The organism is Sulfitobacter sp. PM12, from assembly GCF_045586035.1.
Lineage (GTDB): Bacteria > Pseudomonadota > Alphaproteobacteria > Rhodobacterales > Rhodobacteraceae > Sulfitobacter > Sulfitobacter pontiacus.
In genome coordinates, this window is record NZ_CP151529.1 from 2,953,852 (window position 1) to 2,978,042 (window position 24,191).

General features: G+C 61.5%; 22 protein-coding genes, 1 other RNA gene and 1 riboswitch. Of the genes, 13 read left to right on the forward strand and 10 right to left on the reverse strand.

Annotated features, from left to right (window positions below; all coding sequences use genetic code 11):
• Positions 1-2: 2 nt before the first annotated feature.
• Positions 3-1,952, reverse strand: a complete 1,950-nt coding sequence (locus tag AADW22_RS14610; RefSeq protein WP_407473962.1) for an extracellular solute-binding protein — start codon at positions 1,950-1,952, stop codon at positions 3-5.
• A 187-nt stretch (positions 1,953-2,139) separates the two neighbouring features.
• Complete coding sequence (locus AADW22_RS14615) at positions 2,140-2,649, reverse strand: cytochrome c family protein (RefSeq protein WP_184581399.1); 510 nt, start codon at positions 2,647-2,649, stop codon at positions 2,140-2,142.
• A 132-nt stretch (positions 2,650-2,781) separates the two neighbouring features.
• Here AADW22_RS14615 and AADW22_RS14620 point away from each other — a divergent pair, with 132 nt between their 5' ends.
• Complete coding sequence (locus AADW22_RS14620; RefSeq protein ID WP_037941199.1) at positions 2,782-3,630, forward strand: prephenate dehydratase; 849 nt, start codon at positions 2,782-2,784, stop codon at positions 3,628-3,630.
• 23 nt (positions 3,631-3,653) lie between these two features.
• On the opposite strand, the gene AADW22_RS14625 is transcribed toward AADW22_RS14620, so the two are convergent.
• Both AADW22_RS14625 and nudC read right to left on the reverse strand, forming a co-directional pair.
• A complete protein-coding gene (locus tag AADW22_RS14625) occupies positions 3,654-4,121 on the reverse strand; it encodes an SRPBCC family protein (protein WP_005850040.1) in 468 nt (155 codons plus the stop codon).
• A 36-nt stretch (positions 4,122-4,157) separates the two neighbouring features.
• Positions 4,158-5,126: an NAD(+) diphosphatase gene (nudC, locus tag AADW22_RS14630; RefSeq protein ID WP_407473963.1), complete on the reverse strand. Its 969-nt coding sequence runs from the start codon at positions 5,124-5,126 to the stop codon at positions 4,158-4,160.
• Between the two features lie 148 nt (positions 5,127-5,274).
• On the opposite strand from nudC, the gene ffs reads away from it, so the two are divergent.
• Positions 5,275-5,372: signal recognition particle sRNA small type (gene ffs / locus AADW22_RS14635), an RNA gene on the forward strand.
• A 236-nt stretch (positions 5,373-5,608) separates the two neighbouring features.
• Here the strand turns inward: ffs and AADW22_RS14640 are convergent.
• Positions 5,609-6,454 (reverse strand): neutral zinc metallopeptidase, encoded by an 846-nt coding sequence (locus AADW22_RS14640; RefSeq protein ID WP_407473964.1) that lies wholly within the window; start codon positions 6,452-6,454, stop codon positions 5,609-5,611.
• Positions 6,455-6,517: 63 nt separating this feature from the next.
• Between AADW22_RS14640 and AADW22_RS14645 the strand changes: the two genes are divergently transcribed.
• From AADW22_RS14645 to recR, 4 genes are all read left to right on the forward strand, one after another.
• On the forward strand, positions 6,518-6,880 hold the full coding sequence (locus tag AADW22_RS14645; protein ID WP_005850045.1) for a DUF202 domain-containing protein: 363 nt from the start codon (positions 6,518-6,520) through the stop codon (positions 6,878-6,880).
• 34 nt (positions 6,881-6,914) lie between these two features.
• Positions 6,915-8,663 (forward strand): DNA polymerase III subunit gamma/tau, encoded by a 1,749-nt coding sequence (locus AADW22_RS14650; RefSeq protein ID WP_009825382.1) that lies wholly within the window; start codon positions 6,915-6,917, stop codon positions 8,661-8,663.
• A 110-nt stretch (positions 8,664-8,773) separates the two neighbouring features.
• Positions 8,774-9,118, forward strand: coding sequence for a YbaB/EbfC family nucleoid-associated protein (locus tag AADW22_RS14655; RefSeq protein WP_005850050.1), 345 nt, complete (start codon positions 8,774-8,776; stop codon positions 9,116-9,118).
• Positions 9,119-9,191: 73 nt separating this feature from the next.
• Entirely contained in the window at positions 9,192-9,785 is a 594-nt protein-coding gene (gene recR, locus AADW22_RS14660) for a recombination mediator RecR (protein ID WP_005850052.1), read from the forward strand.
• A 12-nt stretch (positions 9,786-9,797) separates the two neighbouring features.
• On the opposite strand, the gene AADW22_RS14665 is transcribed toward recR, so the two are convergent.
• From AADW22_RS14665 to AADW22_RS14675, 3 genes are read right to left on the reverse strand one after another with little or no spacing between them, the layout of a single operon-like run.
• Positions 9,798-10,745 (reverse strand): 3-hydroxyacyl-CoA dehydrogenase NAD-binding domain-containing protein, encoded by a 948-nt coding sequence (locus tag AADW22_RS14665; protein WP_407473965.1) that lies wholly within the window; start codon positions 10,743-10,745, stop codon positions 9,798-9,800.
• Positions 10,738-11,316, reverse strand: coding sequence for a histidine phosphatase family protein (locus AADW22_RS14670; RefSeq protein WP_037941190.1), 579 nt, complete (start codon positions 11,314-11,316; stop codon positions 10,738-10,740). Before AADW22_RS14670 ends, AADW22_RS14665 begins: the two co-directional genes overlap by 8 nt.
• 30 nt (positions 11,317-11,346) lie before the next feature.
• Positions 11,347-12,018: a TetR/AcrR family transcriptional regulator gene (locus AADW22_RS14675; protein WP_005850058.1), complete on the reverse strand. Its 672-nt coding sequence runs from the start codon at positions 12,016-12,018 to the stop codon at positions 11,347-11,349.
• 519 nt (positions 12,019-12,537) lie between these two features.
• Here AADW22_RS14675 and AADW22_RS14680 point away from each other — a divergent pair.
• From AADW22_RS14680 to AADW22_RS14700, 5 genes are all read left to right on the forward strand, one after another.
• The gene (locus AADW22_RS14680) at positions 12,538-14,751 is read left to right on the forward strand and encodes an NADP-dependent isocitrate dehydrogenase (protein WP_407473966.1); all 2,214 of its coding nucleotides are present in this window, start codon (positions 12,538-12,540) and stop codon (positions 14,749-14,751) included.
• 216 nt (positions 14,752-14,967) lie between these two features.
• The gene (locus tag AADW22_RS14685; RefSeq protein WP_037941183.1) at positions 14,968-16,452 is read left to right on the forward strand and encodes a phosphomannomutase/phosphoglucomutase; all 1,485 of its coding nucleotides are present in this window, start codon (positions 14,968-14,970) and stop codon (positions 16,450-16,452) included.
• Positions 16,453-16,543: 91 nt separating this feature from the next.
• Positions 16,544-17,668 carry a GDP-mannose 4,6-dehydratase gene (gene gmd, locus AADW22_RS14690; protein WP_407473967.1) on the forward strand — a complete coding sequence of 375 codons (1,125 nt, stop codon included), beginning with the start codon at positions 16,544-16,546 and terminating at the stop codon, positions 17,666-17,668.
• A 4-nt stretch (positions 17,669-17,672) separates the two neighbouring features.
• Positions 17,673-18,641 (forward strand): GDP-L-fucose synthase family protein, encoded by a 969-nt coding sequence (locus AADW22_RS14695; RefSeq protein WP_407473968.1) that lies wholly within the window; start codon positions 17,673-17,675, stop codon positions 18,639-18,641.
• 54 nt (positions 18,642-18,695) lie between these two features.
• A complete protein-coding gene (locus AADW22_RS14700; protein ID WP_407473969.1) occupies positions 18,696-20,117 on the forward strand; it encodes a mannose-1-phosphate guanylyltransferase/mannose-6-phosphate isomerase in 1,422 nt (473 codons plus the stop codon).
• A 75-nt stretch (positions 20,118-20,192) separates the two neighbouring features.
• On the opposite strand, the gene AADW22_RS14705 is transcribed toward AADW22_RS14700, so the two are convergent.
• Together AADW22_RS14705 and AADW22_RS14710 are read right to left on the reverse strand one after the other, a co-directional pair.
• Complete coding sequence (locus AADW22_RS14705; RefSeq protein WP_009825393.1) at positions 20,193-20,738, reverse strand: biotin transporter BioY; 546 nt, start codon at positions 20,736-20,738, stop codon at positions 20,193-20,195.
• Positions 20,739-20,833: 95 nt separating this feature from the next.
• Complete coding sequence (locus tag AADW22_RS14710) at positions 20,834-22,294, reverse strand: cobyric acid synthase (protein WP_407473970.1); 1,461 nt, start codon at positions 22,292-22,294, stop codon at positions 20,834-20,836.
• Between the two features lie 167 nt (positions 22,295-22,461).
• A riboswitch (cobalamin riboswitch) is annotated at positions 22,462-22,680 on the forward strand.
• 93 nt (positions 22,681-22,773) lie between these two features.
• On the opposite strand from AADW22_RS14710, the gene AADW22_RS14715 reads away from it, so the two are divergent.
• Positions 22,774-23,154: a DUF1636 domain-containing protein gene (locus AADW22_RS14715; RefSeq protein ID WP_005850076.1), complete on the forward strand. Its 381-nt coding sequence runs from the start codon at positions 22,774-22,776 to the stop codon at positions 23,152-23,154.
• The gene (gene cobW, locus AADW22_RS14720; RefSeq protein WP_009825395.1) at positions 23,151-24,185 is read left to right on the forward strand and encodes a cobalamin biosynthesis protein CobW; all 1,035 of its coding nucleotides are present in this window, start codon (positions 23,151-23,153) and stop codon (positions 24,183-24,185) included. Before AADW22_RS14715 ends, cobW begins: the two co-directional genes overlap by 4 nt.
• The last annotated feature ends 6 nt before the right edge of the window (positions 24,186-24,191 follow it).

A 24,191-nucleotide genomic window follows, 5' to 3' on the forward strand; every position in this document is an offset into this window, starting at 1 on the left:
GTTTACCTCAGTGCGCCTGCAGCGCGCAAGGCGTCTGCTTTATCGGCATTGTACCACCAGAAATCGAGGTAGCCCAAAGCGTAAGGCGGCTGCGTTTCGGGGTGTTCGTACTGGTCGTAATAGGCGGTCCAGAAACTGTCGTTATACCAGGTCGGGATCATGAAAAATTCATAGCGCAGCGCCCGATCCAGCGCCATCAGGCTGGCGTCCTCTTCCTCTTTCGTGTCGGCCGCCAGCGACGCGGTCACAATCGCATCCACCAGCGGGCTGGCAAGCCCCGCAGGGTTGAACAGCGAATAGGCCGCCGCCTCTGACCCATAGCGTTGTTCCAGCCCGGTGCCTGTGCCCAGAAACGCCCCATAGCTGTCATAGACCATGTCGTAATCGCGGTCCCGTTCGCGGGCCGTGTATTGGGAACTGTCGACTTTCTCGAGCACGGCATCAATGCCCATGTTCTGCAAATTCGACATAAAGTTTTCGATCACCGCCGACAGCGTCGCCGACCCCGAGGAGTTCAGCAAGAACCGCAACTGCAAGGGTTTGCCCTGCGCATTATAGCGTTTGCCGTCATCGCCCACGGCCCAACCGGCCTCGTCCAGCAGCTTCATTGCGCGGCGCAGGTTGCGACGGTCCGACAGGCGGCTCGCATCCGACGTATGCGGCATCACCGCATCTTCCGTCAGCAGTTCGGGCGGCACGACATCGCCAAGGCTTTCCAGCAGCGCCAGTTCCGCCCCTTGGGGTGCGCCCGTGGCCATCAGGGGCGTGTCCTGCGTAAAGGACGCCCGCTGTTTGAACAGCCCGTATTGCAGCGATTCATTGGTCCATTCAAAGTTGAACCCCAGGGCCACGGCCTCGCGCACGCGCTTGTCCTGCAAGACCTCGCGGCCAAGGTTGAATACGATGCCCGAGGGCGTAGGAGGCGACCCGTCGGGGATATCCTCTTTGACCACCTGCCCTGCGGTCACCTTGGGGAAGTCATAGGACGACGCCCATTGTTTCGAGCTGCCCTCGGTGCGGAAGGTATATTCACCCGCCTTGAAGGCCTCGAACGCGGAATTCTCGTCGCCGAAGTATTCAACGCGGATTTTATCGAAATTGTTGCGGCCCACGTTGAACGGCAGGTCCTTGCCCCAGTAATCGGGGTTGCGTTTATAGACGATGCGACGGTTCACATCGATGCTGTCGATCATATAGGGGCCCGACCCGGGCGAGGTTTCCAGCCGCGATTCGTCGAGCCGCGCGCCGGTTTCCTCGTACCATTTCTTCGACCACGCGGGCACGCCGCCGACCTGTTCGATCAGGCTGCGCCGGGACACGCCGGGGCTGAAATAGAACTTAATAGTATAATCGTCGATCACCTCGACCTTGGGGATCAGCTTGCGCACTGCATCGGCATAGGATTTCAGCCCCTGATCCAGCAGCAGGTTGTGGCTGAAGGCGATGTCATGGGCCGTCACCGGATCACCGGTCGAGAATTTCGCGTCCTTGCGCATGTGGAACACCACCCAATCCTTGCTCTCGGGGTATTCAAGGCTCTCGCACAGCAGGCAATAGGCTTCGCCGTAAACATCGGCGGGCACGATCTCTCCGCCGACGCCCTCGCCAAGCAGGCTTTCATACATCACCGTGCTCAACGCACCGCCACGACCCTTGCGCGAATAGGGGTTCATCGAATCAAACGTCCCGAGGGTCGAGATTGAAATCTCGCCGCCTTTGGGGGCGTCGGGGTTCACATAGTCGAAATGGGTGTAATCGGCGGGGTATTTCAGATCGCCGTAAAAGGAATAGCCATGCGCGGTGATGATCTTGTCACTACCCTGCGCGGCGTCATCCTGCCCCCAAGCAGCACCGCCCAGCATCGCGGCCCCGAAAACAAGCAAGGCCGCACCAGCAACGCGCAGCATGGGGGTTTGCGATTGTGTGTCAGCACGGGCATGGGTCCGGGGCATCGGGCGTATCCTTTATAACAACAGGCGATAGACAAGGGTCGTCGCGGCAGATCACTGCCGGATACACGCTAACGGCCCGACCGCCCAAGTTACAAGTTGCGAATATGTTACCTGACTGAAAACAGGGCACTTCACAGCAAAAGGCCGCCCACGAGGGGGCGGCCTAGCAATCGGGATATGGGGTGGATCAGTTGTCCAGGCTGTCGAGATAGGCGATCACATTCGCCCGGTCTTCGATCTTGGGCAGACCCGCGAAACCCATTGTGGTGCCTGGCGCGAAACCGGCAGGCTTGGTCAGGAAGGCGTTCAGGTTCTCGGGGGTCCATGTCTCAGCCGATTTCTCAAGCGCGCCGGAGTAGGACGCATACCCGTCAGCGGAATCAACCGGACGCCCGACAACACCGTAGAGGTAGGGACCAACCGCATTCGCACCATCTTCAACCTTGTGACAGGCCGAACATTTGCGGAAAACCTTTTCACCCTTGGCCGGATCAGCGGCCGCCATGATCTCGGCGAAATCGACTTCTTCAGCGGGCTCACCGCCACCAGAGGCGTCTGCCACTTCAATGACATAGCCTTGTTCGCCATGCGCTTCGGCATGATAAAGCTCTTCGCCCGCGAATTTGCCAAGCAGAAGGACAAGCCAAGCGCCAAACAGGCCGGCAGCGATTTTGGTAACGGTCATTGTATCGAACATGCGTGAAGGTCCATCGTTGGTATTCGGGCATCGTATTGCAGGCGTATCTATTGCTTTCCCTTCGTCGGGGCAAGGTGTAGTTACCGCGACCAAACGCCATAGTTGGCAACGGCTTGAAGAAGGATGCCCCTGATGACCAGTAAAACCGCGCCGCGCATCGCTTTTCAAGGTGCTTTGGGGGCCTATAGCCACGAAGCCTGCCTGCAAGCCCGCCCCGACATGATCCCCGTGCCCTGCATGACCTTCGAAGGGGTGATCCGCGCCGTGCGCGAAGGCCGCGCCGATCTGGCGATGCTGCCGGTTGAAAACTCGACCTACGGGCGGGTTGCGGACATCCACCGGCTGTTGCCGCAAAGCGGGCTGCGCATCATCGCAGAGGCCTTCGTGCGCGTGCGCATCAGCCTGATGGCCCATGACGGCGTGAAGCTCGAAGACATCAAACACGTGCGCGCGCATATGGTGCTGATCCCGCAGGCACGCAGCTGGCTGGACGCCCATGGCATCACCTCAGAGGCAGCGGCGGACAGCGCAGGGGCTGCGGCGGATCTTGCGGTGTCGGAGGAACGCGATGTCGGCGTGCTGGCAAGCGAGGTTGCGGCGGATATTCACGGGCTCAAGGTGCTGGCCCGCGACATCGAGGATCTGGACCATAACACCACCCGCTTTTTGCTGATGTCGCCCGAGCTGGACCAGACGCGCCGTGCGGAAAACATGCTGACCACCTTTGTCTTTCAGGTGCGCAACATCCCGGCAGCACTTTACAAGGCCATGGGCGGTTTCGCGACCAATGGCGTCAACATGACCAAGCTGGAAAGCTACATGGCGGGCGGGTCGTTCACGGCGACACAGTTCTATGCCGATATCGAAGGCCACCCCGAAGACCCCGCCGTCGCCCGCGCGCTGGAGGAGTTGGCGCATTTCACCAACTTCATCGATATTCTGGGCGTCTACCCCGCGCATCCCGACCGTCACGGCCAGTAAGTGCGGCAACCACCACACCCCCCCTAGCGGGGTTTGTGGTAGCGGTCTTCCATGTCCTTGGCATAGTCGCCGACACGTTTCTTGAACTTCTTGGTCAGCGAATTTTTGGCCAGCTTCAACGACTGCACCAGCAGACGGGCCGACAGGTTTTGCGGCTTGAGCTCTAGCGCGACCATGATGCGGGTGCGGCTGCGTGACAGGGCGACGAGATCAAAGCTCATGTCGCCGGTCAGCCCCTGCGAACGGGTGTTCAGCTTCATTTCGGTCGGGCGGTCAAAACGGTCCATCTCGACCTGAAGCTCGCGCCGTTTGCCGCGCATGTCAAAGGCAGCTTCCCACTGCATCCCCGGCCCCGCTTCTGCCAGCCGGTCCACGCGCTGCACCTCTGCGCCGCGGCGCATGGCGGCGCGTTCGAACTGGTCAAATTCGCACAGCATGTCGAATACCGCATCAATCGGCGCGTCGATGTCTTCTTTGGTGGAAAATTTCATGTTCTGCCTTGTTCGTCGTCTTTCCCGAAGGTTGCCTTAATCCAGAGTATCCGCAAGCCAGTTTTCCAGCAGGAAATGCGCAATCGCCCCCTTTCGGGCCGGTTTGATCTTGGGGTGTTGCCCGGCAAAGACATCCATCATGTCCTCTTTCGACACCCAAAACGCCTCTTCGATCTCTTTGGGGTCGATGGTGATCTCGTGGTTTGTCGCCTCTCCGGCGCAGCCGAACATGAGCGACGCGGGAAAGGGCCAAGGCTGGCTGGCAAGGTAGCTGACCTGACCGACCTGCACGCCCGCCTCTTCGAACACCTCGCGGCGCACGGCGGCTTCGAGCGTTTCCCCCGGTTCGACAAACCCCGCCAAAAGCGAGAACATCCCCTCGGGCCAGCCCGGCGACCGCCCCATCAGGACAGAGTTGCCGTGGGTAATCAGCATGATCACAACAGGATCGGTGCGCGGAAAATGCGACGCGCGACACGCGGGGCAGTTGCGTTGCCAGCCTGCGTCATTCACCACGGTTTCAAAGCCGCAGCGCGCGCAGTAGCCGTGGTTTTCGTGCCACGCCAGAATGGCCTTGCCTGTCGCGGCGAGTTCGGCGTCACGCGGGCTGAGCCATGTCATCACGCGGCGCATTTCGACGAAAGCATAGTCGGGCGGCAACATCGGGTGGCGCTGTTCGCTTTGATCGACGAAAGACCCCAGCTGGCGCGGGTCGAAGTCATCGGGCATCCACGGCGACAGGTCATAGGCAAAACGCGCGGCCCCCTCTTCGCGCCCCAGCAAGATCGGAGCAGAGCCGGCATCCGCCAGAACGGGGTGATCCAGTGGCAAACGCACAACAGACGCGGGGCGTGCGGGGTCGATCAGGACCTTGCCCCGCCAGAACAGAATGGCGCGGGCGGCGTCATCGGCGCGCAATGCGGCCACGGCCTCCTTGTCGGCGCGAACCTCTCCGGCGCGGTCAAGCGATGACCCTCCGAAAGTGACCGTTTCGGCGTGCTTCATGCGTATCCTCCCGTTTGCGTGCACCATGCCTATTGGCCAAACCGCGCGATGCCAAGGCTGCATGGCGCCGTGCCCGCTAAAAACGCCCGAGATAAAAACGCCTTTGGGCCCGTCTTGCATCCCATCCGGCCCTATACTATATGGGCGGTGAGAGGTTGGTGCGGGCAGGTGCCTCGCCAACCCGGTCAGATCCGGAAGGAAGCAGCCGTAACGAGACCCACTTGGGTCGTTATCAGCCTCTCACCCCAGCGTATTTTGCGCGGCAAAATACGCGTCGCCCCGCAGGGTCATCCAAAGGATGGCCCGAGAGGGGCACCCCACCCTGCCATAATATAGATTGCTTATTGTCCCTGCCCCGCAGCGCCCCGATGCGGTTGGCTATCGGCATTTCGGCACCTCCACAGACAACAGGTCAGGTTACCCATGGGTAACTTAACCTGTTGTTTATACTCATTATTTTTCTGTTATAGCACCGAACGTTGTTACAACTGCTCTGCCGCGAATGTGTCGCATTGGCCAACCTGACCGCTATCGAACCCGCGCTGGAACCAGCTTGAACGCTGCTCGGATGTGCCGTGGGTAAAGGTGTGGGGCTGGGGGACGCGACCGGCCTGACGTTGCAGGTGGTCATCGCCGATCTTGCGCGCGGCGTTCAATGCCTCGTCCAGATCGCCCCGCTCCATCAGACCTTTGACGTTCTTGGCCCAGATCCCCGAAAAACAATCGGCCATGAGCTCAAGCCGCACGGTCAGGGCGTTCGCCTCGGCGGTCGAGGATTGGCGGCGCAGCGCGTCAACCTTGGGCAGGATACCCAGTTCGTTCTGGACGTGGTGGGCGACCTCGTGGGCAATCACATAGGCGGCGGCGAAATCCCCGCCTGCCCCCATGCGCTGCGCCAGAAGATCAAAGAATTGCGTGTCGATATAGGCCTTTTCATCCGCAGGGCAGTAGAACGGCCCCGTCGCGCCAGAGGCCCCGCCACAGGCACTTTGCGTGACGTTGGAAAAGACAACGAGCTTGGGCGGCACGTATTCACGACCCAACTGCTGTGGGAAAATCTCGCCCCAGACATCTTCGGTGGTGGCAAGCACCTGCGCGGTGAACTGCGTGGCCTGCGCGTCAGAGTCAGAGACCGGCGCGCCCTGCTGGGTTTGCGGCGCGGTGCCCCCGTTCAGCAAGGGCGATACGTCGATGCCGGTGAAATAGCCGATCGCCAGCACCGCCAAGACGCCGACGATCCCCAGACCGCCCGCACGCCCGGCACCGCCCCCGCGCCCGCCGCGGCGGACCTCAACGTTTTTGCTTCTTCTGATGCCGCGCAACCGCATAAATCTGTCCCCGTTATGTCAAATATTATTGTCAGCGTAACGCGCGACGCGCACAATAGTTCAATGAATAAAAGCAATGATCTGGCCGAGAACCGCACCGACTGGGCCGAAGACCGCACGATTTTGGCGAACGAGCGCACCTTTGCAGGGTGGATGCGCACGGGGATGGCGTCGCTTGCGGTGGCGATCGGGCTTAAGGCGGTGTTCGGTGATTTTGACCCGACCTGGGCCGCGAAAAGCGTGGCGACGATCTTTGTCGTCGCGGCGGTCTATATCTTCTGGGCGGCCCATGATGCGGCGACCAAGACGCTGGACCGGCTGAACGACCACCATGCCAATGCGCAACCCAATGCGCGGATGAAGACGCTGGCGGTGATTTTCAGCTTTGCCTCGGTTGCGGTTGGCGGCATCCTTTGGATGCTCTAGGTTCAGGGCTTCAATCGAATCTTGCAGGATCGTCATGACAGCACCCTCTGCCTATCGCGTATTGGCCCGCAAATACCGGCCTGAAACCTTTGCCGATCTGGTCGGGCAGGACGCGATGGTGCGCACGCTGAAAAACGCGTTCGAGGCGGATCGCATTGCGCAGGCGTTTATCATGACCGGCATCCGCGGGACCGGTAAAACCACCACGGCACGGATCATCGCCAAGGGGATGAACTGCATCGGGCCGGACGGTAATGGCGGGCCGACGACGGAACCCTGCGGGGTCTGCGAACATTGCGTCGCCATCATGGAAGGCCGCCACGTCGACGTGATGGAGATGGACGCTGCATCGAACACCGGCGTCGGCAATATCCGCGAGATTATCGACAGCGTGCATTACCGCGCGGCCTCGGCCCGGTACAAAGTCTATATCATCGATGAGGTGCACATGCTGTCGACCGGCGCGTTCAACGCGCTGCTCAAGACGCTTGAGGAACCGCCCGAGCACGTCAAATTCATCTTCGCCACGACCGAGATCCGCAAGGTGCCCGTGACCGTGCTGTCGCGTTGCCAACGCTTTGATTTGCGCCGGATCGAGCCCGAGGTGATGATCGCGCTGATGCGCAAGATCGCCACCGCCGAAGGGGCCGAGATTGCGGACGATGCGCTGGCGCTGATCACCCGTGCCGCCGAAGGATCCGCGCGCGATGCCACGTCCTTGCTGGATCAGGCAATCAGCCACGGGGCGGGCGAAACGACGGCGGTGCAGGTGCGTGCGATGCTGGGGCTGGCGGATCGCGGGCGGGTGCTGGACCTGTTCGATATGATCCTGCGCGGCGATGCGGCTGGCGCGCTGGACGAGCTGGGCAACCAGTATTCCGACGGGGCCGACCCGATGGCCGTGCTGCGCGATCTGGCCGAGATCACCCATTGGGTATCGGTGGTCAAGATCACCCCCGATGCCGCCGAAGACCCCACCGTCTCGCCCGAGGAACGCAGCCGTGGCGTCACCATGGCGGAAACCCTGCCGATGCGGGTGCTGACCCGTCTGTGGCAGATGTTGCTGAAAGCGCTGGACGAGGTGGCAAGCGCGCCCAATGCGATGATGGCCGCCGAGATGGCCGTGATCCGCCTGACCCATGTCGCCGATCTGCCCAGCCCTGAAGAGCTTGCCCGCAAGCTGGCCAATACCACGCCCCCGCCCGCCCCGCCGCAGGGTCCGGGGGGCGGGGCCGCCGTGCCCGCCGGAGGTGGATCGACCAGCGCTATGGGCAGCCAGCAGATGTCGGGCGGGCCAGCGGGGGGCGCGACGATGGCGGCACTTGCCCCGGCGGTGGCGCAGGCTTTGGCGCACTACCCGACGTTTGAACATGTGGTCGAGCTGATCCGCAGCAACCGCGACGTGAAACTGTTGGTGGAGGTCGAGACCTCGGTCCGGCTGGCGGCCTATCAACCGGGGCGGATCGAGTTCACCCCCACCGACAGCGCCCCCCGCGATCTGGCACAGCGTCTTGGCACGCGGCTGCAACTGTGGACCGGCAACCGCTGGGCTGTGACCATCGTGGGCGACAGCAGCGCCAAAACCATCGCCGAGGTCCGCGACGCCAAGGAAAACGCCCTGAAATCGCAGGCGGAAAACCACCCGTTGATGCAGGCCGTCATGGCGAGCTTTCCGGGGGCCAAGATCCTGTCGATCCGCACACCCGAGGAAATCGCCGCCGCCGCCGTGTCCGAAGCGCTGCCCGAGGTCGAGGATGAATGGGACCCTTTCGAGGACGACTGATCCCGCCTGCCCCTGCTCTGCCCGCGACCTGTCCACGCCAGGGCACCCCTTGTCGGGGGGCGGCAAAGACCGCATATACATAAGCAAATAAAGCTACAGGAGACGACCACATGCTTAAAGGTTTGGGTGCCATGGGTGACATGGCCAAGATGATGAAGACGGCGCAGCAGATGCAGGGCAAGATGGCGCAGCTGCAAGAAGACATGCACAATATCATCGTCGAAGGGGAATCCGGTGCCGGTCTGGTCAAGGCGACCTGCACTGCAAAGGGCGAGCTGAAGTCGCTGGATATCGATCCATCTATTTTCAACGGCGACGAGAAAGAAGTCGTCGAGGACCTGATCCTCGCCGCGATCAAGGACGCGCAGACCAAAGCCACCGACCGCGCCCAGTCCGAGATGAGCAAGCTGACCGAAGGCATGGGTCTGCCTGCGGATATGAAGCTGCCGTTCTGATCCTTCCAAATGGGGTTAAATCCTCGCCGAAGGCATTAAAACTCTTTCACACCAACGCCATGGGGGTCCACAGATGAGCAGCACACGCGACATTGATGCGCTCATCGACCTGATGGCGCGGCTGCCCGGATTGGGGCCACGCTCGGCCCGCCGGGCGGTGCTGCATCTGATCCGCAAGCGCGCGCTGTTGCTGACGCCTTTGGCCGATATGATGCAGACCGTGGCGGCGACGGCGCGCGAATGCATCAACTGCGGCAATGTGGGGACCGCCGATATCTGCGACATCTGCACGTCGGAAAAACGCGCCAATGGCGAGATTTGCGTGGTCGAGGATGTCGCGGATCTGTGGGCGATGGAACGGTCGGGCGTGTTCAAGGGGCGCTATCATGTGCTGGGCGGCACGCTGTCGGCGCTGGATGCCATCGGCCCGCAGGAATTGCGCATCCCCCGACTGATGGACCGTGTGCGCGACGAGGCCGTGTCGGAGGTTATTCTGGCGCTGAACGCCACAATCGACGGGCAGACCACGGCGCATTATATCGCGGACCAGCTTGAGGGTCAGGTGCGGTTGACCTCTCTGGCCCAGGGTGTGCCGATCGGCGGGGAACTTGATTACCTTGACGATGGGACGATCACCGCAGCGATGCGCGCGCGCAAATCGATCTAGGGTCACGTGGCCTCAGGCTTTCCGATCCGCCAGCCGTTTGCGCATCTGTGCAAGTTCGATCAGGGCGGCGTCGCGTTCGGCCTCTAGCTGGGCGATGCTGCGGCCTGCGGCCTCAATGTTCACCCCGTCGACCAGACGCGCGCATGTCTCGGCGTCGAGCGTAGGCGCGCCGAGATTATCCCAACGTTTCTGCTGGCTTGGCCCGAGATGGGCCAGATAGCCCGCCATGCCCCCGGCACCCCCGCCAAGGTGATAGGCCATATGCGCCCCCAGCACCGACCAGCGCAGCCCCGGGCCGTTGACCAGCGCCTGATCCACCGCGTCGACATCCGCGATGCCCTCGGCGACGATATGCACCGCCTCGCGCCAGAGCGCCGAGGACAGCCGGTTGGCGATATGCCCAACCGCATCTTTTTTCAGCCGCACGGGCGCAGAGCCGAGGCTGCGGTAGAACCCTTCGGCCCAGTCGAGCACCTGAGGATCGGGGCCGTAGACTTCGACCAGCGGCACCAGATGGGGCGGATTGAAGGGATGTGCGGTGATCAGCCGGTCGGGGTGCTGCATCCCCGGCACAAGATCCGACCACGGGTGCGCCGAGGTGCTGGAGGCAATGATCACATCCGGCGCGACGATAGCTTCTATCTGTGCGTAAAGCTGGTGTTTCAGCGGCACGTTCTCGGGCGCGTTTTCCTGGATCATCACAACGTCGTGCAGGGCGTCTTGCAAACTCTCGTGGGTTGAAAGCGCGCCTTGGGGGGCCGCCCCTGCCGAGATTTCTTGCAGTTGCGCCAAGGGGCCCGCGACGCGGGCGGCGAAACCGTCGCGGGCACCTGTGTCAGGGTCCCACGCGCGGACGGTGTGGCCTGCGTGCTGGAACAGCGCGGCCCAGCTTGCACCGATCAACCCGCAGCCGATGACGGCCACGGTGCAGGGGGGCATCATCGAGGTCGTGTCAGTCAACCGACAGCACCGTTTCCTGCCCGTTTTCAAGCACATAGACGCAGCCCTGCCGGTTTGACAACTGGCCCAGCTCGGCGCGGCTCAACCCGCAGAGCGCACCGCGCAAAAGCTGGCCGCTAAGCCCGTGAGCGACCACGACGGTGGGCTCGGTCAGCGTGTCGACAAAGGCATTCACCCGCGCCTGAAACACGTCAAAGCCTTCGCCACCGGGAGCGGCACAATAGAATTCCATATGGGGGCTTTGCGCCGTGATGCCTTCGGGCAGGTTCTTGAAGATATCGGCGCGCAGGTGGCCTTCCCAATCGCCGGCGAAAATCTCTTTCAGGCGATCGTCGGTCTGGTAGTCCCGCCCGCCAAGCGCGATATCGGCGGTCTGGCGCGTGCGTTTGAGCGGCGACACGATGCAGGGCGGGTTATGCGCAAGGATCGGGGCCATCAGCTTGGCCTGCTGCTGCGCATGGACCCTGCCCCGTTCGGAGAGCACGGATTCGGTCTGGCCCTGCACCCTCCCTTCTGCGTTCCATTCGGTTTCACCGTGCCGCAGGAACCAGACTTTGGGATAGGATTTCATGACGTGGGGCCTTTTATCGCGTTGAGTTGCCTAGCACTTTGGCTCAAGCGCGCGCAGAACGCCACCCACACAAAAATCAAGCAAGAGCGGGCGATACACCATAGGGCTTTCGCGCCGATCACTTTGCGACAGGCCCGCAATGCGGATGCCACTTGCGACGATAGACACCATCGAGGACACGGTCAGCGACAGCACAGCGGCAAGCTGTTCACGGTCGGCATCAGGACGCAGACGCGCCATTTCATCAAGGTAGATAGAGGCGACGCGATCATAAAGCGGCCCTGCCTCGCGGTAATAGCGTTCGTCAGACATGATCCGCGCCACCAGCTGCGCATAGGCCCGCCATTGCGGATCCCCGCGCGAGGCGATTTCGAGATACGGGGTGACATAGGCATCGATCAGCGTCTCCAGCGTGAGCCGCTCCGTCGATTTGAGCGCATCGAGCCGCGCCATGCGCATGGCGTTGAGCGTTTCGACCCGCCGTTTCAGCACGGTCACGAAAAGCTCTTGCTTTGTACCCCCGTGAAAGCCGACCACCCCCAGCGTGACTTCGGCTTCGCGCGCGATCCGGCGGATGCTGACCGCATCAAAGCCAAGCTCGGCGAAGCAACGCTCTGCCGCGTCGAGCACGCGTTCGCGGGTGATCTCGCCGCGGGCGACGCGACCATCCTTGCTTGTGCCGTCTTCCTTTCGGTCCGTCATGACACCCCGGTCCCTCTGATCAGGCCATCAAGGTGCATGACCTGCGCGTTGCGCGGTCCGGCAGTGGTCACACATGCCCCGCGACTGTTATTATTGCGGCGCTTCAGCATTTTTCGCAAACTTTATCAAAAATCAAAGTAAACCAGTTCGTTGCCTCGGGATTTGGGTGCGCTTAGCGACATCGGCTTTGGTTTGCGACCAAGAATTGCACCGAATCACCTGTTACCAGAGGGCACATCCCCCTGATGGTTGAACAAATAAGCAGCGTGACACGGTATGGGTTCATTGCCCGCACTTACCGCGTGTGTGAGCGTTAACGGTATCAACCCCGCTCGACCCAAGGAGAGGTGAGTGATTCGTTTTGCAATGCTGCGGGGGGCGCTATGTGGTGGCTTGGGCATCGCCCTGCGCGTTTCGCCGCCGCTGGCCGCAGTTTCGCGACCTTCGCGACGCGGGGGAGGTGGATATTTCAAACTAAGTGTACTATCGCATACCAAACTTCAGGAAAGGCTGGATACCATGGCTGAGACACAGACACCCGACATCATTTACACGCAGGTCGATGAGGCCCCCGAACTGGCAAGCTATTCGCTGCTGCCGATCATCCGCAGCTTTGCCGATGCGGCAGGGGTTTCTGTGGGCACCCGTGATATCTCTTTGTCGGGGCGTATTCTGGCGGCCTTCCCCGACGCGCTGACCGAGGCGCAAAAACAATCCGACGATCTGGCGATCCTGGGCGATCTGGTGAAAACGCCCGACGCCAATGTGATCAAGCTGCCGAATATCTCTGCCTCGGTGCCGCAGCTGGTGGCCGCGATCAAGGAATTGCAGGGTCAGGGCTATGCGCTGCCCGACTATCCCGAAGCGCCAAGCACCGACGCGGAAAAGAAAGCCCGCGCGGCCTATGACGCGATCAAGGGCTCTGCGGTGAACCCCGTTCTGCGCGAAGGCAACTCGGACCGTCGCGCGGCCAATGCGGTCAAGAAATACGCGATGGCGAACCCCCATTCGATGGGCACATGGTCCAAGGACAGCAAAACCAAAGTATCGTCGATGTCGGGCGGTGATTTCTTCTCGAACGAGAAATCCCTGACGCTGACCGAGGCGCAGGCTGGTGCCGCCAAGATCGTGCATGTTGCCGCCGACGGGACCGAGACCGTGTTGAAGGATGGCGTTTCTTTCCCCGCGGGCACTGTCGTCGACACCACCTTCATGTCTGCCAAGGCGCTGGACACATTCCTGGCGGAGCAGATCGAAGAGACCAAGAAAGACGGCACGCTGTTCTCGTTGCACATGAAAGCGACGATGATGAAAGTGTCGGACCCGATCATCTTTGGCCACGCTGTGCGGGAATATCTGAAGCCCGTCTTTGACAAATACGGTGACGCGCTGAAAGCGGCGGGTGTGAACCCGAACGCAGGCATCGGCGACATGATGGAGCGGATCAAGGACAATGCCGAAATCACCCAAGCCGTCAAAGACGCGATGGATGCACGCCCGCCGATGTATATGGTGAATTCGGACAAAGGGATCACCAACCTGCACGTGCCATCCGACGTGATTATCGACGCGTCCATGCCCGCGCTGATCCGCGCTGGCGGCAAGGGCTGGGGCCCCGACAACAAGGAACACGACACCAACTGCGTGATCCCTGACAACTCATATGCCCCTGTCTATGAAGAAAGCATTAATTACTTCAAGGAAACCGGCGCGCTGGACCCGACGACCTCGGGCACAGTGCAGAACATCGGTTTGATGGCGCAAAAAGCCGAGGAATACGGGTCGCACCCCACCACCTTCGAGATCCCCGCGGATGGCACCGTGAAAATGATCGCCGCCAATGGCGACGTGATTTCCGAGCACAGCGTCGAGGCGAACGACATCTGGCGCGCGGCCTCGGCCCGCAAGGCCCCGATCGAGGACTGGGTGCAGCTGGCCATCGACCGTCAGAAAGCCGAAGGCTGCGAGGCGATCTTCTGGCTGGACGAGAACCGCGCCCATGACGCAGAGCTGATCGCCTACGTAACGCCGATCCTTGAAGCCAAGGGCGTGGCCGACAAGTTCCAGATCATGTCCCCCGCCAAGGCCACGCGCCAGACGCTTGAGACAATCCGTAAGGGCGAGAATTCGATCGCGATCACCGGCAACGTGCTGCGCGACTATCTGACCGACCTGTTCCCCATTCTGGAACTGGGCACCTCGGCCAAGATGCTGTCGATCGTCAAGCTGATGCAGGGCGGTGGCTTGTTTGAAACGGGTGCCGGCGGGTCTGCCCCCAAGCACGTGCAGCAGCTTGTTGAAGAAAACCACCTGCGGTGGGACAGCCTGGGCGAGTTCTGTGCGCTTGGGGAAAGCCTCAAGTTCCTCGCGGACCAGAAGGACAATGCCAAGGCCGCCGTCCTGGGCAAAGCCGTAGACGCTGCGACCCAGGGCATTCTGGACAACAACAAGTCGCCATCGCGTAAAGTGGGCGAGCCGGACAACCGCGCCAGCCACTATTACTTTGCCCTCTATTGGGCACAGGCGCTGGCCAGCCAGAGCGACGACGCCGCATTGGCCGAACATTTTGCCCCCATCGCCGAAAAACTGGCGGCGAATGAGGACAAGATCATGGCCGAGCTGGCAGAGGTTCAGGGCAAGCCTGTCGATCTGGGCGGGTACTTCCATTCGGACCCCGCCAAGACCGAAGCGGTGATGCGCCCCTCGGCCACGTTGAACGCCATCATCGGCTAAGGCACCACAGCATCGCGACCTATCCGCCCCGTCCTTTTGCAAAAGGGCGGGGCGTTTTCTTTGGGAACCATTCGCAGGCACTGCCGGTTGTTTGACCGGCACCTTGCCGCCCCGTCGGCAACAAACCGTCCCGCGCCCTTGCTGTCAGTTGATCCCTGCACGCATTCCTTCTATCGAAGAGGGCAGTATTTTAACGCTGATAGATCAGGATATTTCATGACCAAGCCGTTGCCCAAAGTCACGCCGAACACATGGGAATTTCTGCGCGACCCCATGATCGCCCCCACCGGTTTTCGCGAATATGACGCGCGCTGGCAGTACCCCGAGGCGATCAACCTGCCGGGCATCACCGCGCTTGGCCTTGGTCTGGGCACGCAGATGCAACAGCGCGGGATCGAGCCCGTTATCGCTGTGGGCAATGATTACCGCGACTATTCCCTATCGATTAAAAATGCGCTGATTTTGGGCCTGATGCAGGCGGGTATTCACGTTAAGGATATCGGCCCCTGCCTGTCGCCCATGGCCTATTTCGCGCAATTCCATCTGGATGCGCCAGCGGTGGCGATGGTCACCGCCTCGCATAACCCCAATGGCTGGACCGGCGTGAAGATGGGCTTTGAACGCCCGCTGACACACGGCCCCGACGAGATGGCAGAGCTGCGCGATATCGTTCTGGAAGGGCGTGGCGAACAGCGCGAAGGCGGCAAGTATGAATTCGTCGATGGCGTGCGCGAAGCCTATCTGGATGATCTGGTGGGTGACTTCAAAATGACCCGCAAGCTCAAGGTCGTCTGCGCCACGGGGAACGGCACCGCGGCCGCCTTTGCACCCGAACTGTTCAGCCGTCTGGGGGTCGAGGTGGTCGATAGCCACAACACGCTGGATTACACGTTCCCGCATTACAACCCGAACCCCGAAGCAATGGAAATGCTGCATGATATGTCCGACAGCGTGAAAGCCTCGGGCGCGGATTTCGCGCTTGGGTTTGACGGCGACGGCGACCGCTGCGGCGTGGTGGATGACGAGGGCGAAGAGATTTTCGCCGACAAGATGGGCGTCATCATGGCGCGCGATCTGTCTGCGATTTACCCCAACAGCACCTTTGTCGCCGATGTGAAATCGACCGGGCTTTATGCCTCTGACCCTGTTTTGCAGGCCAATGGCGTTACGGCGGACTATTGGAAAACCGGCCACAGCCACATGAAACGGCGGGTCAAACAGTTGGGTGCGCTGGCGGGGTTCGAGAAATCCGGCCACTACTTCCTGGCTGAACCCATCGGGCGTGGCTATGACTGCGGCATGCGCGTCGCGGTCGAGGTCTGCAAACTGATGGACCGCAACCCCGCCATGAAGATGTCGGACCTGCGCCGCGCCCTGCCCCACACATATTCCACCCCCACCATGTCGCCCTATGCGTCGGATGAGGACAAATACGATATCCTCGACCGGATCGTCGCCAAGTTGAAAGACGTGACCGAATTGGGCGGCCGCCCCGTGAAAGAGGTCGTGGCCGTGAATGGCGCGCGGGTGATCCTGGACAACGGCAGCTGGGGGCTGGTGCGCGCCTCTTCGAACACGCCGAACCTTGTGGTGGTCTGCGAAAGCTCTGAATCCGAGGAAGAATTGCGCGCAATCTTTGCCGATCTGGACGCGGTGATCCGGACAGAGCCGGAGGTTGGCGACTACGACCAAACCTTCTGATTGCATCAAGACTCGCCAGAATCCTCTAAGTTGAGTAAATACAGATGTGTCTGCCCCCTCGGGCAGGCACATTTTTCGTTTAGGGGCCCTGATGGTAAAACGCGCGCTGATCACCGGTATCACCGGTCAAGACGGGTCCTATCTGGCGGAGTTGTTGCTGGACAAAGGATACGAGGTGCACGGGATCAAGCGGCGGTCGTCATCTCTTAATACGCAGCGGATTGATCATATTTATCAAGACCCTCACGAGGATGACCCCGATCTGATCCTGCATTATGGCGATCTTACCGACAGTTCGAACCTGACGCGGATCATGCGCGAGGTGCAGCCGGACGAGGTCTATAACCTTGGCGCGCAAAGCCATGTCGCGGTCAGTTTCGAGACGCCCGAATATACGACAGAGGTGAACGCCAACGGGGCCCTGCGGTTGCTAGAGGCGATCCGGTTTCTGGGGTTGGAAAAAAAGACCCGCTTTTACCAAGCATCAACTTCTGAGCTGTATGGCTTGGTCCAAGAGACACCACAGACGGAGGAAACACCCTTTCACCCGCGCAGCCCCTATGCGGTTGCCAAGATGTACGCCTATTGGATCACAGTTAATTATCGCGCCGCCTATGGGATCTATGCCTGCAACGGCATCCTTTTTAACCACGAAAGCTCCCGCCGTGGCGAAACCTTTGTCACGCGCAAGATCACGCGCGGCTTGGCCAATATCGCGCAGGGGTTGGAGGCGTGTCTTTATATGGGCAACCTCGACGCGCTGCGCGATTGGGGACACGCCAAGGATTATGTGCGCATGCAGTGGATGATGCTGCAGCAGGACGTGCCAGACGATTTCGTGATCGCCACCGGCGTGCAGTATTCCGTGCGCCAGTTCATCACGTGGTCGGCGGCAGAGCTTGGGATCAGCCTGCGGTTTGAAGGCACGGGCGTGGATGAATATGCTGTTGTCGATAGCGTCATTGGGGAGGATGCCCCCGCGGTCAGCCCCGGCGATGTGGTGATGCGCATTGATCCGCAGTATTTCCGCCCCGCCGAGGTGGAGACGCTGTTGGGCTCGCCGGCGAAGGCGAAGAAGAAGCTCGGGTGGGAACCGCAAATCACCGCGCAAGAGATGTGTGCAGAGATGGTGGCGAATGACCTCAAGGTCGCACGGCGGCATGCGTTGTTGAAAGAGCACGGGCTGGATCTGCCGATCCCGCTCGAGAACGGGTAGGCCCATGCGGAAGATCTATATCGCTGGGCATCGCGGCATGGTCGGCGGGGCGATCTTGCGGCAGTTGCAGGCGCGCAAGGACGCTGGGGAGGCGTTGGAACTGGTGACGCGGACCCGTGCAGAACTGGACCTGACCGATCAAGCGGCGGTGCGTGACTTTATGCGTTCTGAGGCGCCGGATGTGGTGATCCTCGCCGCGGCCAAGGTTGGCGGGATCATGGCGAACAACACATATCCCGCTGAGTTTATTTACGAAAACCTGATGATCGAATGTAATGTGATCCATCATGCGTTTGCCGCTGGTGTTCAACAGCTGCTGCAACTGGGCAGTTCATGCATCTATCCGCGTGACGCGGCGCAGCCGATGGCCGAAAATGCCCTGCTGACCGGCCCGCTTGAGCCCACGAACGAGCCCTACGCCATCGCCAAGATCGCGGGCATTAAACTTTGCGAAAGTTATAATCGGCAATATGGCGTGGATTATCGCAGTGCGATGCCAACGAATCTCTATGGGCCGGGGGATAATTTTCATCCGCAAAACAGCCATGTTTTGCCCGCCCTGATCCGTCGTTTCCACGAGGCCACGCGCGACGGGGCGGCGGAGGTTGTGATTTGGGGCAGCGGCAAACCGATGCGGGAATTCCTGCATGTGGACGATATGGCGGCAGCGTCGCTGTTTGTGTTGGACCTGCCGCATGACGTGTACGCGGCCAATACGCAACCAATGTTGAGCCATATCAATGTCGGAACGGGCTGCGACATCAGCATCGCGGCGCTGGCGGGGATGGTGGCCGAGGTAACGGGGTTCAAAGGGCGGCTGGTGTTTGACACGTCAAAGCCAGACGGGACGATGCGCAAGCTGATGGATGTCTCGTGTCTGGCGAAAATGGGGTGGCGCGCGCGGATCGATCTGAAAGACGGGCTGCGCGAGACGTATGATTGGTTTTTGCGACAGGATCACCTGCGCAGCTAAATCTAAAGTATTTGATTAATCTCTCGTTAGAATTTTTCAGATTAACTGCCTCTCATGATGCACGCTATTCTCCTTTGCGGCGGGTCGGGCACACGTCTTTGGCCCCTGTCGCGCAAATGCTACCCCAAACAGTTTGCCAAGCTGATGGGGGATGAAAGCCTGTTCCAGATTTCGGCCAAGCGTCTGACCGGCCCCGGATTCGCCCCTCCGATTGTGGTGACGGGCGACCCGTTCCGGTTCATCGTGACCGAACAACTGGCGCAGGTGGAACGGGCGGCGCAGGCGATCCTGATCGAACCGGAGGGGCGCAATACCGCCCCTGCGATCCTTGCCGCGGCGCTGTATATTGCGCGCACTGACGCGCAAGCGCTGATGCTGGTCGCGCCGTCGGACCATGTGATCCCCGACTGCGATGCTTTTGCCCAGACGGTGCAGGCCGCGGTGCCGCGCGCGCAGGCCGGTGATCTGGTGACCTTTGGCATCACGCCTACGCGGGCCGAAACGGGCTATGGCTATCTTGAGCTGGCCGAGGGGGCGGATGCGAGTGCCAAAACCCCGCAACCCCTTGCGCGCTTTGTCGAAAAGCCGGATCGCGCACAGGCGCAGGGGATGCTGCAGGCGGGGAATTTTCTGTGGAATGCCGGGATCTTCCTGTTCACGGCGCAGACGATTATTGACGCCTATCAGACCCACGCGCCCGAGATGGTGCGCGCGGTGCGCGCATCGCTTGACGGGGCGACCTCTGATCTGGGGCTGACCCGTCTCGCGCCCGAGGCTTGGGGGCAAGCCGATGATATCTCTATCGATTATGCGATCATGGAGAAGGCGGATAACCTCGCGGTGATGCCGTTCGCCGCCGGATGGTCCGATCTGGGCGGTTGGGATGCGGTCTGGCTGGAAAGCGGGCCTGACGCGGCGGGAAATGTCTGTTCGGACAATGCCACCGCGATTGACTGTGCGGGCACGCTGCTGCGGTCTGAAACCGACGGGTTGCAGCTGGTCGGCATCGGGCTGGACAATATCATCGCCGTCGCTATGGGCGATGCGGTGCTGGTGGCGGATAAATCGCAAGCGCAGCGGGTGAAGGAAGCGGTTGAGGCGCTCAAACGGCGGGATGCCAGCCAAGCGGTCCAACTGCCGCGCGATTACCGCCCGTGGGGCTGGTATGAAAGCCTTGTGATCGGCGGGCGGTTTCAGGTGAAACGCATCGTGGTGAACCCCGGTGCTGCCCTGAGCCTGCAAAGCCATCACCACCGGTCGGAACATTGGATTGTGGTCGAAGGCACCGCGAAAGTGACCGTGGACGATACCATCAAATTAATCAGCGAGAACCAGTCAGTCTACATCCCGCTTGGCTCCGTGCACCGGATGGAGAACCCCGGCAAACTACCTATGGTGCTGATCGAGGTGCAGACCGGCAGCTATTTTGGCGAAGACGATATTATCCGCTACGAGGATGTCTATGCGCGGGGGTAAGGCTTCGTCTGCCTTGGCAACGAAAAAAGCGCCCCCCTCTAGGGGCGCTTTCGCTGTTTCAGGCTTTGCGTCGGATCAGCTGCGCGACAGGACGCTGGCAGGGCGCGCTTTGGCCAGACCGCTGGTGATAAACCCTGCAAGCACTGCTTTGATCAGGTCGCCGGGAATGAACACGGTCACCAGCGCGGCGGATTCCAGCAGCGATTTATCCAGCGCGATCGACAGGCCGATGATCCCGAAGATATAAAGCACGACGATCCCGCCGATGACCGAAGCAACCGCCGCAACGATGGTCAGCGAGGGCCCGTACCATTTTTCGACGATCAGGCCGGTGACGAAAGCCGCCACGGGGAAGCCGATCAGGAAGCCCGAGGACGGCAGCATGAAGGCACCCAGCCCACCGTTACCACCGGCCAGAAGCGGCAGCCCCAAAGCGACCAGCAGCAAGAAGAGCAGCACGGCCAGCGCGCCGCGTTTGGCCCCCAGCACGGTCCCGCAAAGCATGATGCCCAAGCTTTGCGCCGTGATCGGCACGCCAAAGCCAAGCGAGAATTTCGGGATCAACGCAAGTGCTGCAATCAGGGCAGCGAACAGCGCAACGAGGGTCAGGTTACGTTCCATAACAAAGGGTCCTTTGCGTAAATTTGACGGCATGTATCCCCGCGATCACAAAATTAAGCAAGCGTCGTGATCGTGACCAAAGGTCAGCGCGGGCGTTATGCAACCGGTGCGGCACAGGCCAGCAGGGCGGACACGTCCAGATGGGTTTCCATATGGTCGGCCAGCGCGTCGAGCGTATCTTCCACGGTCTGACTGTAGGAGGTCGGCCCTGCCCCCAGCCCCAGTTGCGCCAACCAGGCACTGCGGAAACTGTCGTTGGTAAAGAGCCCGTGCAGATAGGTGCCGGTGATCTTGCCATCGCGCGATCCTGCCCCGTCGGGGATGCCGTTGATATGCGCAAAGGGTGTGGCGCAATCGGCCCCCACCGTCTGACCGATGTGGATTTCATAGCCGTCGATCTGCGTGCCCGTTGCGGCATGGTCGGCGGTGACGCGGGTCAGGGTCTTATCCGGGGCCATACGGGTTTCGACATCCAGCAGGCCCAGCCCCTCTTCGCGCCCTGCGGGGCCCTCGAAGCCCTGCGGATCCTCGATAAACCGGCCCAGCATCTGGTAGCCGCCGCAAATTCCCAGCACCGCGCCGCCGCGCCGCACATGAGCATAAAGGTCGATGTCCCAGCCTTGGGCGCGCAGGAAAGCCAGATCGCCGCGGGTGGATTTCGTGCCCGGCAGGATCACCAGATCGGCGTCCGCGGGCAGCGGCGTGCCGGGGGGGACCATGGTCAGCCGCACCGACGGCTCCGCCGCCAGCGGGTCGAGGTCGTCGAAGTTCGAGATGCGCGAGAGCATGGGGCAGACGATGTGGAACCCCCCGTCGGAGGGGGCGCGCGACAGGTCCACCGCGTCTTCGGCGGGCAGCAGATGCGCGTTGGCAAACCACGGCAATGTGCCGAACCCCGTCCAGCCGGTGCGGCGTTCAATCTCGCGGTAGCCGTCGTCAAAAAGGCTGACATCGCCGCGGAACTTGTTGACCAGAAAGCCGGTGATCATCGCCGCGTCCTTTGGGTCCATCACCACTTGGGTGCCCACGATCTGGGCGATGACGCCGCCACGGTTGATGTCTCCGGCCAAGACAACGGGTACACCTGCGGCGCGGGCAAAGCCCATATTGGCAAGGTCGTTCTGGCGCAGGTTCACCTCAGCCGGGCTGCCGGCGCCTTCGACGATGATCAGATCGGCGCTTTGCCCGAGGATGCCGAAGCTTTCGAGCACGGGAGCCATCAACCCTGCGCGGGCCTTGCTGAAGTCACGCGCTTGCAGGGTGCTATGGCGCTGCCCCTGCACGATCACCTGCGACCCGCTGTCGGTTTCGGGCTTCAGCAGGATGGGGTTCATATGCACCGACAGGGGCCGCCCGCAGGCAATCGCTTGCAGGGCCTGGGCGCGGCCGATCTCTCCGCCGTCCTCGGTGACGGCGGCGTTGTTCGACATGTTCTGCGGCTTGAACGGCGCGACGGAAAGCCCCCGACGCGTGGCCGCGCGGCACAGGCCCGCCACCAGCATGGATTTCCCCACATTCGATCCGGTGCCCTGGATCATGATGGCGCGGGTGGGCATGGCGGGACCTCGTGTTTTTTGTGCAGCCCTTGGTGTCAGCCTGCGGTGATCCCGTCAAGCATCCGCGGGTGCCCCCTGCGCATTGGCCACCATCGGGAAAATCCGCGCAAAGCGGGTTTGACCCCTGCGTTATGACAGGCGCAGCTTGACAGGGGCGGGCAAATGACCAATGCAGGGCGTATGTTGGTTCCTGTCCCAGACAGGCGAAGAGGGAACGCGATACGCATTGATCCAGCCTTGGGTCAGCGCCAAGCGCAGCCGCCCCCGCGACCGTGACCGGAGAGAGCTTTCAACCACTGGCCCGCAGGCTGGGAAGGTGAAGGTTCGCAAGGCAAGCTGCCTTAGATCCGCAAGCCGGGAGACCTGCCAGCATAGTTTGTAACGGGCGAACGGGGTGTTTCGCGACTGGCCTAGAACGCTGTTCGCATGTCGTTCGCTGCTGGCGATCCCCCTTGGCCCATCGACGTATGAGGCAAGATATGACCACCACGGATCAACCGGTCACCGTCACCATCTGCACCACCTGTCGCGCAGGTCAGATCACCGCCGAGGACGCGCCGCGCCCCGGGCAACAGCTGTTTGACGCGCTGTCGGGGCATCTGCCCGACGGTGTGCAGCTGCGCGGAGCCGAATGTCTGTCGGCCTGTTCGCGGGGCTGTTCGATGGTCCTGTCGGGTGGCCCGTCGCGCTGGACTTATGTGTACGGCGATCTCGACACTGACGCGCATTTGTCCGATATCGTGAAGGGCGTCTCTGCCTATGCCCAGACCTCTGATGGCGTGGTGCCCTGGCGCGAACGCCCCGTGGTCTTCCGCAAACAATCCATCGCCCGCATTCCCCCACAGGAGCCTACCGAATGACCAACCTTACCAAAATCCCCGTTACCGTGATCACCGGCTTTCTGGGCGCTGGCAAAACCACCTTTATCCGTCACCTGATGGAGAACGCGGGCTCCAAGCGTCTGGCCGTGCTGGTCAATGAATTCGGCACCGCCGGTGTGGATGGCGACATCCTGAAATCCTGCGCGATTGACAATTGCCCCGCCGAGAACATCGTCGAGCTGGCAAACGGCTGTATCTGCTGCACCGTGGCCGATGACTTTATCCCCACCATCGAAGCCCTGATGGCCCTGCCCGAAACGCCTGATCACATCCTGATCGAGACGTCGGGGCTGGCGCTGCCCAAACCCTTGCTCAAGGCGTTTGACTGGCCAGCGATCCGGTCGCGCATCACCGTGGACGGCGTGATCACCCTGGCCGATGCCGAAGCCGTGGTCAGCGGGCAGTTCGCCCCCGATCTGGAGGCCGTGGCCGCGCAACGCGATGCTGACGACAGTCTGGACCATGAAACGCCTTTGTCCGAAGTCTTCGAGGACCAGATCGCCTGCGCCGACATCGTGCTGCTGTCCAAGGCCGATCTGGCGGGCCCCGACGGGGTAGAGGCCGCGCGCAAGGTGATCGAGGCGCATGCGCCGCGCAAGCTGCCGATCATTCCGATGACCGAAGGCGTGATCGACCCCCGCGTTGTGCTGGGTCTGGAAGCCGCCGCCGAAGATGACATCGACGCGCGCCCCAGCCACCACGACGGGCATGACGATCACGAACATGACGACTTTGAAAGCGTGGTGATCGACATGGGCGAAGTCGCCGATGTCGCCACGCTTGAGGCTGCCGTGTTGCGCTTGGCGCGCGAACAGAAAATCCTGCGCGTCAAAGGCTATATCGCCGTTCAGGACAAACCGATGCGTCTGCTGGTGCAGGCCGTGGGCGAACGCGTGCGCAGCCAGTTCGACCGCCCTTGGGGGGACATGCCGCGCCGCAGCCAGCTGGTTGTGATCGCGGAACATGATCACGTGAACGAAGCCGCGATCCGCGCGGTGCTGGAGGGCTAAGCCGCC